Source organism: Cellulomonas hominis, assembly GCF_005239125.1.
GTDB lineage: Bacteria > Actinomycetota > Actinomycetes > Actinomycetales > Cellulomonadaceae > Cellulomonas > Cellulomonas hominis_A.
This window is the reverse complement of the sequence record NZ_SZYE01000161.1, coordinates 1-9114: the sequence shown is the minus strand read 5'-3', so window position 1 is coordinate 9114 and position 9114 is coordinate 1. Positions and strand designations below refer to the sequence as shown.

The following is a 9114-nucleotide window of genomic DNA, read 5'->3' as shown; positions in this document are numbered from 1 at the left end:
AATCTCTGCTCATCCGCAGGGCACGCCGCCGGCGCACGCCGCGGACAACGCGGCCTCCGCGTCCGGGCCGGACCCGTCCGGGTCGCACGCGCCCGAGGTCGTGGCCTCGACGCCCGCCGCGACCACCCCCGCCGCAGCGGCCCCCGGGGTGCCCGGAACCGTGACGTCCGCTGTCGGCGACGCCGTGGTCGCACCGGTCGTGGACGCCGCGTCCCCGCTGGTCGACGACGTGGTCGGCGGCGTGGTGGCCCCCGTGGTCCGGGCGACGGAGCCGCTCGCGCCCGTCCTGCACCCGGTGACGCCGGCCGTCGTGGCGCCGGTGGTCGACGCCGTGCCGGCCCCGGTGCTCACCGTCCTCACCCCGGTGCTGACGCCCGTCGCCGACGCCGTCGCGCCGGTCCTGGCCCCCGTCGTCGCCCCGGTGGTGGCCGGGGTGCTCGACCCCGTGCTGGGCAGCGTCGACGGCACTGCCGTGGGCGACGTGCTCGCGCCGGTCCTGGGGGTGCTCCGCCCGGTGACCGAGTCCCCGGTGCCGCCGCCGGTCGCGTCGCCGACACCCCCCGCTGTCCCGGCTGCGCCGGGTGCCGCCGGCACCGCCGACCTCCTGCCCCTGCGGCTCTGGACCGGTGCCGGGCCGGCGCCCGTCGACCGGCCGGGCACCGCGCCGGACTCCCCCGCGGACCGCGCGGCCGAGGCCCTCCGCACTCCTCCCGCCGGCGGCGACGACGCCGCACGGTCGGCGTCCGCGCCGGCCGGTGGCGGCGACCACCCCGTCCCGCCCGCCCCGAGCGCACCGGCCCCGTCCGGCACGGGCGCCTCGGGCAGCGCGCTGCGCACCCCCGCCGGCCAGGACGTCCTGGCGGTCCTCACGACCCTCGCGCTGGTCCTGGGCGGGTCGCGGCTCCTCGCCGTCGCCCGCGGCCGCGTCGAGCTCCCGCTGCGTCTTCGCGACGTCCCCGTCTTCCCCGCCTGAGTCGGGCCCCGGCGCCCGCGGCACCCGTGCCGCCGCGCCCCACGGGCCCTCGCGCCGCGCGCCGGCGCACCGACTCAGGAGCAGGGGAAGACCACCATGCACAGGAACATGTTGCGAGCGGTGCACACCGCTCTGCTGGCCGGCGGCCTCGTCGTCGCCGGGGCCGTGTCGGCGTCCGCCGCCGACGACGACGGCGTGCTGTCCGGCCTCGGCATCGAGGTACCCGTCGACGTCTCGGTGGACGTGAGCGGCCTGGCCGCCGGCGTCCTCGGCGACGCGACGACCACCACGGCGGCGCCGCCCGCCGCGCCCGCTGCACCGGCGACCGCTCCCGCGGCCGCGGCCGACGGCGGCACCTCCGAGGGGGTGGCCTCTGGCACCGCCGTCGCCGCACCGGTCAGCGTCCCGGTCGACGTCTCGACGGTCGCCGTCGGCGTCCTCGGCGACGCGACCGCCACCGCCACGCAGGCCACGGCCCCCGCGCCGTCGTCCCCGGCGACCGCCGAGGTCGCGGGCGGGGACGCCGACGGGGTCGCCACCGGCACCGGCGTGGCCGCCCCGGTGAGCGTCCCGGTCACGGTGGACGGGGTCGCCCTGGGCGTCCTCGGCGACGCCTCGACCACGGGCGCCGGTGGCGCGACGCCGTCCGGCGGCACCGGCGGTCCGACCGCCGCGGTCGGCGGCGGGGACACCGACGGCGTCGGCTCCGGGACCGCCGTCGCGGCGCCGATCAGCGTCCCGGTCACCGTCGGCGACGTGGCCCTCGGCCTGCTCGGCGACGCGTCCAGCACGTCGACCGGCACCGGCACCACCGGCGCCGACGGCCCCGCCGCCACGGTCGGTGGCGGCGACTCCGACGGCCTGCTGGGCGGGATCGGCGTCGTCCTGCCGATCGAGGTGCCGGTCACGGTCGGCGACGTCGCCCTCGGCGTCGTGGGCGACGCCACGGTCGCCGACGAGGTGGGCACCGCCCCGGGCGGCTCCGGCCCCGGCACGACCGGCCCCGGCACGACCGGCCCCGGCACCGCGGCCCCCGGCACGACCCCGGGCGCCGCGGACGGCTCCGGCGCCGCCGACGGCACCACGACGGTCGCCGCGGTGACCTCCTTGTCGGACGTCCTCGCGGCTGCCGGCACCGCCGCTGCGCTCGAGGGCGCGGCCGGCACCGCCGCCACGGCCGGCACCGCCGTGGCGGTCACCGCACCGGCCGCGCTGGCCTCGACGGGGGCTCCGGCCGCCCTGACCGGCCTCGCCGCGCTGAGCCTGCTGGCCCTGGGCCTGCTGCTCCGCCGGCTCCCGCGGGCGGTGCTCGTCTGACCGCCCGCCGCTAGACCCGTCGGCCGGCGGCGGGTGCGGGACCTCCGCCGGCCGACGGACCCACGTGGTCCAGGACCCCGCAGCCCGGGGCGGCACACGCTGACGCCGACCCCGGAACCGAGGAGAGGAGTGGAACCGGCCACCGCGGCCGGCGACGGGTGCGGGCCCGTCGCCGGCCCGCGGTACGCCCCGAGGGCCGCGGGGTCAGGAGGCGCGGAACGACCGCGCCATCTCGCGCTGCTCGTCGAGCACCTCGCCGATCCGGGCCTGGACCTCGTCCATCCGCCGGATCGTCGTGCTGACCGACTCGATGCCGCGGGACACCGCGGCGGTGTTCGCCTGGATGTCGGCGACCTGCTGCTCGACCCGGGACGTCGCGGTCGAGGTGCCGCCGGCGAGGTCCTTCACCTCGGTGGCGACGACCGCGAAGCCGCGGCCGGCCTGCCCGGCGCGGGCGGCCTCGATGGTGGCGTTCAGGGCCAGCAGGTTCGTCTGGTCGGCGATCGACGAGATGACCCGGATGACGTCGCCGACCGCGGACGACGACGCCTCGAGCGTGCGGACCTCCTCGGCCATGGCGGCGGTCTGCGCGACGGCCTCCTCGGCGACGCGGACGGCCTCGGACGCGCTCTCCGACAGCCGGGCGACGCTGCCGAGCAGCGCCTCGGACGCCGCGCGGTCGCGGGCGACGGCCCGGAGGATGTCGACGCGCTGGGACACCAGGCGGGCGACGTTGCGCAGCGAGCTGCGGCGGCTGTCGGTCAGCTCGATCGTCTCGGTGGTGAAGAAGTCCATCGTGCCGAGCACCTCGTCGCCGACGACCACCGGGATGCACACGCCGGACCGGACGCCGGCCCGCTGCGCCGCGGGGGCGCGGACGCAGTCGGTGAGCTCGCCGAGGTCGCGCACGAACACCAGGTCCCGTGCGCGCCAGGCGCGGCCGGCCAGCCCGACGCCCTCGGCGAAGCTGGCGGAGAGCGTGACCCGCCGGAACTCCTCGCCGGCGGTGCCCGACTCGACCTGGAACCGCAGCACGCGCGCCTCGGGGTCCACCGCCCAGTAGGAGCCGTACTCCCAGCCGAACTCCTCGCGCACGGTGTCGAGGGCGACGCGCAGCGCCTCCTCCTCGACGGTGCACGCGCCGACCTTCGCGACGGAGGTCGTCACGGCCTGCTGGTCGCGGGCCACCTGGGCGATCGACTCCGCCGCGCGGCGCGCCTCGAGCGCCTGCGACACCGTGCGGGCGAGCACGTCGAGGACGAGCACCTGCGCCGGTCCCTCCGACCGCCGCCCGGTGGACAGGAAGTCGAGGACGGCGACGACCTCCCCGCGGTGCCACAGCGGCATCGTCATCGCACCGCGCGCGCCGGCGCGCAGGAACACCTCGCCGCGGGCGCAGTTGGTCGCGTGCTCCTGCAGGTCGGCCACCGGCAGCACCCCGTCCCGCTGCCAGGCGAGCCCGCACAGCCCGACGCCCTTCGGCATCCGGTAGCCGGGCGTCATGTCCGTGAGCTCCCGGGACAGGTGGCCCGTCTGCGCGACGAACACCAGAGCCCCCTCGCCCGGGTCGACCTGCCAGGCCGACGCGTAGTCGAAGCCCAGCGCGGCCCGGATCGTCTCGACGATCTCGGGGAGGTCACCACCGCCCGACGACGCCCCGAGCGCCCGGACGACGTCGTCCAGCGCGCGGAGCTCCCGCTCGACGCCGACGTCCTGCGCCGGCTCGGCCGCGACGCCCCGGCGCCCCCTGAGTCCCGCCATGTCCGTACCCCTCGCTGCTGTGCCCGCGTGGCCGCGTCTGCTCCGCACGGCGTCCCCCTGAGTCGCCTCAGCATCGGCAGCGCCGGCGCCCGTGTGAGGGGTCGGGCGAGCGCTCTCCCCGTGCGGCCCTCCGGCGTCACCCGCCCGTGCGACCCCGTGGCGGCCGCGCGCGGTGGCCCGACCTGGCGCGACGGGCGACGCGCGTCCGCCGGGCGACCGGCCCGGATCACCCGCCCGCGCGCCGTGGGAGGATGCGGCCCATGCCCGCGCACGAGAGCAGCCCGTCCGCCGCGCCCGCCCGCTCGTCGCTCGCCGACGTCGAGCCGCCGATCGCCCTCGGCCCGCTGGACGGCCGGTACCGCCGGACCGTCGCGCCCCTCGTGGACCACCTCTCCGAGGCGGCGCTGAACCGGGAGCGGGTGCACGTCGAGGTCGAGTGGCTGATCCACCTGACGACCCACGGCGTGGTCCCCGGCGCCCCCGCGCTGTCGGCCGCCGAGCAGGCGTACCTGCGGGCCGTCGTCACGGACTTCGGTGCCGCCGACGTCGCGCGGCTGGCCGAGATCGAGCGCACCACCGTGCACGACGTGAAGGCGGTGGAGTACCTCCTCAAGGAGAAGATCGCCGCCGCGCCGTCCGTGCTGGGCGCGGGCACCGTCCTGCCGTCCGTGTCCGAGCTCGTGCACTTCTGCTGCACCAGCGAGGACATCAACAACCTGTCGTACTCGCTCATGGTCCGCGGGGCCGTGCGCGACGTGTGGCTGCCGGCGGCGTCCGGGCTGGTGGACGACCTCGCCGCGACGGCGCGCGACCTCGCCGACGTGCCGCTGCTGGCGCTCACGCACGGCCAGCCGGCCACGCCGACCACCCTCGGCAAGGAGCTCGCGGTCCTGGCGCACCGGCTGCGCCGGCAGCTCCGCCGGGTCGAGGCCGCGGAGTACCTGGGCAAGCTCAACGGCGCGACCGGCACCTACGGCGCGCACGTGGTCGCGGTCCCGGGCGCCGACTGGCCGGAGGTCAGCCGTACGTTCGTCGAGCACCTCGGTCTCACCTGGAACCCGCTGACCACGCAGATCGAGTCGCACGACTGGCAGGCCGAGCTGTACGCCGACGTCGCCCGGTTCAACCGGGTGCTGCACAACCTGGCGACCGACGTGTGGACCTACATCTCCCGGGGCGTGTTCACGCAGATCCCGGTGGCGGGCGCGACGGGGTCGTCGACGATGCCGCACAAGGTGAACCCGATCCGGTTCGAGAACGCCGAGGCGAACCTCGAGCTGTCCTGCGCCCTGCTGGACTCGCTCGGCGCGACCCTGGTGACGAGCCGGCTCCAGCGCGACCTCACCGACTCCACGACGCAGCGGAACATCGGGCCGGCCTTCGGGCACTCGCTGCTCGCCGTCGACAACGTGCGCCGGGGCCTCGCGGCGCTGTCGGTGGACCGGGACCTGCTGGCGCGCGAGCTCGACCAGAACTGGGAGGTGCTGGGCGAGCCGGTGCAGTCGGCGATGCGCGCGGCGTCCGTCGCGGGCGTCACCGGCATGGAGAACCCCTACGAGCGGCTCAAGGAGCTGACCCGCGGCCGCCGGCTCACGGCGGACGACATGCGGGAGTTCGTCGCGGGCCTGGGTCTGCCGGCGGACGTCGAGGCGCGCCTGCAGGCGCTCACGCCGGCGTCGTACACCGGCCTGGCGGCGGACCTCGTCCGCTACCTCGAGGACTGACCCCGGGTCAGAGCGGGGCGGCGACCGCCGGGCGCGGGACCTCGACCGCGGCCAGGTCCGCCAGGGCCGCGGCGTAGGCGGCCGCGTCCCCGGCGCGGGCGGCCTCGCGGGCGCGCACCGTCGGGCCGTGCAGCGCGGACCGGACCCGCCGGCGCAGCGCCCGGGCCTCGTGCTCCGGCAGCCCCTCGGCGGCCTGCCCGAGCTCCTCGAGCACGCGGCGGCGCTCGGCGACGACGGGAGGGTTCCACTGCCGGGTGCGCAGGTCGCGCTCGAACGTGGCGGCCTGCTCCTCGACGAGCGCCCGGGCCTCGGCCACCGTCGCGGAGTGCCCGTCGGGGGCGTGCTCGGCGACCGTGGTGAGGCTGACCAGCCGCACGCCGGGCAGCTCGCCGACCGCGGGGTCGACGTCGTGCTGCAGCGCGAGGTCGAGGACCGCGAGCGGCCGGGCGCCGAGGGCGGCCTCGGCCGACCGGGACCGGATCAGCGCGTCGACGTCGAGCACCTTGCCGGCGGCGCCGCTGCACGCCACCACCAGGTCGACGCCGGCGAGGCTGGCGGCCAGGTCGTCGGTGGCGGCGGTGACCCCGCGCTGCGCGGCGAACTGCCCGGCCCGGCCGCTGGCGGAGTACACGAGGACGTCGCGGCAGCCGCGGGCCTTGAGCGCGGCGAGGCTGGCCCCGGCGTAGGAGCCGGTGCCGATCAGCAGGCAGCGGACGTCGGACCAGTCCGGCAGCCCGTCCTCGACGAGGTCGAGCGCCACGCCCACGACGGAGCGGCCCGCCGCCCCCAGGCCGGTGCGGCCCTCGACGGCGCGGGAGGTCCGGGACGCCGCCTGGAACAGGCCCTCGAGGTCGGAGGTGGTGGTGCCGTCGCGGCGGGCGGCGGTCAGCGCGCGCCGCACCTGGCCGGCGATCTCCCGCTCCCCGACGACCATCGACTCCAGGCCGGAGGCGACGGCGAACAGGTGCTCGACGACGCCGGGCCCGGTGGCGGGGGCGAGGGAGTCGGCGACGCGCTCGGGGGTGTAGCCGGAACGCGCGGCGACGGCCCCGGCGACGGCCCGCCGCGCGGCGTCCGCGGCGTCGGCGTCGGCGACATCCAGGTACAGCTCGAAGCGGTTGCAGGTCGCCAGGACGACCGCCCCCGCGATCGACTCCGACGCCGTCACGATCTCCCGTCCGACGGCGTGGGTGTCGGCGGACAACCGCTCCAGCACGGACAGGTCGAGGTCGTGATGGCTGGCCACCAACGACAGCATCACCACGCGAAGAATTTAATCACTCCAGGGAAGACGGGGCACAATCGTGGTGATGTCGACTCCGTCACGCCCCGACGCGCCCGCGAGCGCCCCGGCGACCCCTGCCCCCGCCCTCCCGTCGCACCCGGACGGCACCGGCCTGCCCGCCGACCACCCGCTGGTGGACGGCCGCACCGCGCACGCGCCGCTGGTGGACGCGTACCGCGGCCGGACCCCCGCCCGGCGCCCGGTGTGGTTCATGCGCCAGGCCGGCCGGTCGCTGCCGGAGTACCGGGAGGCCCGGAAGGGCACCGCGATGCTGGACGCCTGCCTGACCCCGGACCTCGCCTCGGAGATCACGCTGCAGCCGGTGCGCCGGCACGGGGTCGACGCGGCGATCTTCTTCTCGGACATCGTGATCCCGCTGCGGCTGGCGGGGGTGGACGTCGACATCCAGCCCGGCGTCGGCCCGGTCATGGGCGCCGCGGTGCGCACCGCCGACGACGTGGCCCGGCTGCGCGCCGAGCACCCGGCGGAGTCGCTGACGCCGGAGGTGCTCGCACCGGTCGTCGAGGCCGTCCGGCTGACCACGGCGGCGCTGGGGTCCACCCCGCTGATCGGGTTCGCGGGCGCGCCGTTCACGCTCGCCGCCTACCTGGTCGAGGGCCGGCCCTCCCGCGACCACCTCGCCGCGCGCACCCTCATGCACGCGGACCCGGTGACCTGGCGGTCGCTGACCGAGTGGGCCGCCGACGTCACCGGCGCGTTCCTGCGGGCCCAGGTGCTCGCCGGCACCTCCGCCGCGCAGCTGTTCGACTCCTGGGCCGGCTCGCTGTCGCTGGCCGACTACACCGCGCGCGTGGCACCGGCCTCGACCCGGGCGCTCGCGCACGTCGCCGACCTGGGCGTGCCCCGGGTGCACTTCGGCACCGGCACCGGCGAGCTGCTCGCCGCGATGCGGGACGTCGGCGCCGACGTCGTCGGGGTGGACCACCGGATCGGGCTGGACGAGGCGGTCCGCCGGCTCGACGGCCGGGTGCCGGTGCAGGGCAACGTCGACCCGGCGCTGCTCGCCGCGCCGTGGCCGGTGCTGGAGGCGCACGTCCGGGACGTGGTGGCGCGGGGCGTGGTGGCTCCCGGGCACGTGGTGAACCTCGGCCACGGCGTGCCGCCGGAGACGGACCCGGACGTGCTGACCCGCGTCGTGGAGCTCGTGCACGCGATCTGACGACAGGCCCGGGGTCCCACGCTGCGTGGTGCCCCGGCGCGGCAGGCTGGACGGATGAGGAAGGACGCGGCCACGAACGACGACGACCGGGCAGCCGGGACGGGCTCCGCACCCGGGGGCGCCGACCCCGCTCCCGCGGCGGTGCCGCCGGCCGGACCCTGGGACGCGGTCGTCGTGGGCGGCGGCGTCGCGGGCCTGGTCGCCGCGCGCGAGCTCGCCCTCGCCGGCCTGCGCCCGCTGGTGCTGGAGGCGTGGTCCTCGGTGGGCGGCGTCGTCGGGCGGCACGAGGTCGACGGGCTCGCGCTGGACGCCGGGGCGGAGTCGTTCGCGACCCGCGGCGGCGTCGTCGCGGCGCTGGCGGACGAGCTCGGCCTGGCCGACCGCGTGGTCACGCCCGAGCGGCACGGCGCGTGGGTGCGGCTGCCCTCGGGCGCGGGGCCGCTCCCCCGCACGGGCCTGCTCGGCATCCCCGCCGACCCCTGGGCGGCGGACGTCCGCCGCACGATCGGGCTCGCGGGCTCGCTGCGCGCCGCCCTCGACCGGCTGCTGCCCGCGCGGGTCGGCACCGCCGACGGCACGACGCTCGGCGCCCTGGTGCGTGCCCGTTCCGGGCGGCGGGTGCTCGACCGCCTGGTCCGGCCGGTCGTGGCGGGCGTGCACGCCGCCGAGCCGGACGACGTCGCCGCCGACGCCGTGGCTCCCGGCCTGCTCGCGGCCGTGCGCCGCGAGGGGTCGCTCGCCCGGGGAGTGACGGCGCTGCGCGCGCTCGCACCGGCGGGCTCGGCGGTCGCCGGGTTCCGCGGCGGGTTGCACGTGCTGGTGGACGCGCTGGCGGCCGACCTCGCCGCGCGCGGCGGTGCGGACCGCACCGCCG

At 78.1% G+C, this 9114-nt stretch carries 6 protein-coding genes and 1 pseudogene; 5 read left to right on the top strand and 2 right to left on the bottom strand.

The features are described from left to right. Both FA014_RS20120 and FA014_RS20975 read left to right on the top strand, forming a co-directional pair. Window positions 1-973: pseudogene (locus FA014_RS20120) on the top strand (hypothetical protein); the annotation flags it as partial. Between the two features lie 120 nt (window positions 974-1093). Continuing rightward, a complete protein-coding gene (locus tag FA014_RS20975) occupies window positions 1094-2290 on the top strand; it encodes a chaplin family protein (RefSeq protein WP_195969312.1) in 1197 nt (398 codons plus the stop codon). A gap of 204 nt (window positions 2291-2494) precedes the next feature. Here FA014_RS20975 and FA014_RS15540 read toward each other — a convergent pair whose 3' ends face one another. Next, window positions 2495-4051, bottom strand: a complete 1557-nt coding sequence (locus FA014_RS15540; protein WP_154730561.1) for a methyl-accepting chemotaxis protein — start codon at window positions 4049-4051, stop codon at window positions 2495-2497. A gap of 260 nt (window positions 4052-4311) precedes the next feature. Between FA014_RS15540 and purB the strand changes: the two genes are divergently transcribed. Next, entirely contained in the window at window positions 4312-5775 is a 1464-nt protein-coding gene (purB, locus tag FA014_RS15535) for an adenylosuccinate lyase (protein ID WP_154730560.1), read from the top strand. Between the two features lie 7 nt (window positions 5776-5782). Here the strand turns inward: purB and FA014_RS15530 are convergent, their stop codons facing one another. Continuing rightward, window positions 5783-7033, bottom strand: coding sequence for a glutamyl-tRNA reductase (locus FA014_RS15530; RefSeq protein WP_154730563.1), 1251 nt, complete (start codon window positions 7031-7033; stop codon window positions 5783-5785). A 52-nt stretch (window positions 7034-7085) separates the two neighbouring features. Between FA014_RS15530 and hemE the strand changes: the two genes are divergently transcribed. Next, entirely contained in the window at window positions 7086-8240 is a 1155-nt protein-coding gene (gene hemE / locus FA014_RS15525; RefSeq protein ID WP_154730559.1) for a uroporphyrinogen decarboxylase, read from the top strand. A 54-nt stretch (window positions 8241-8294) separates the two neighbouring features. Continuing rightward, window positions 8295-9114: protoporphyrinogen/coproporphyrinogen oxidase (locus FA014_RS15520; protein WP_154730558.1), on the top strand; the 820-nt coding region annotated here is incomplete at its 3' end.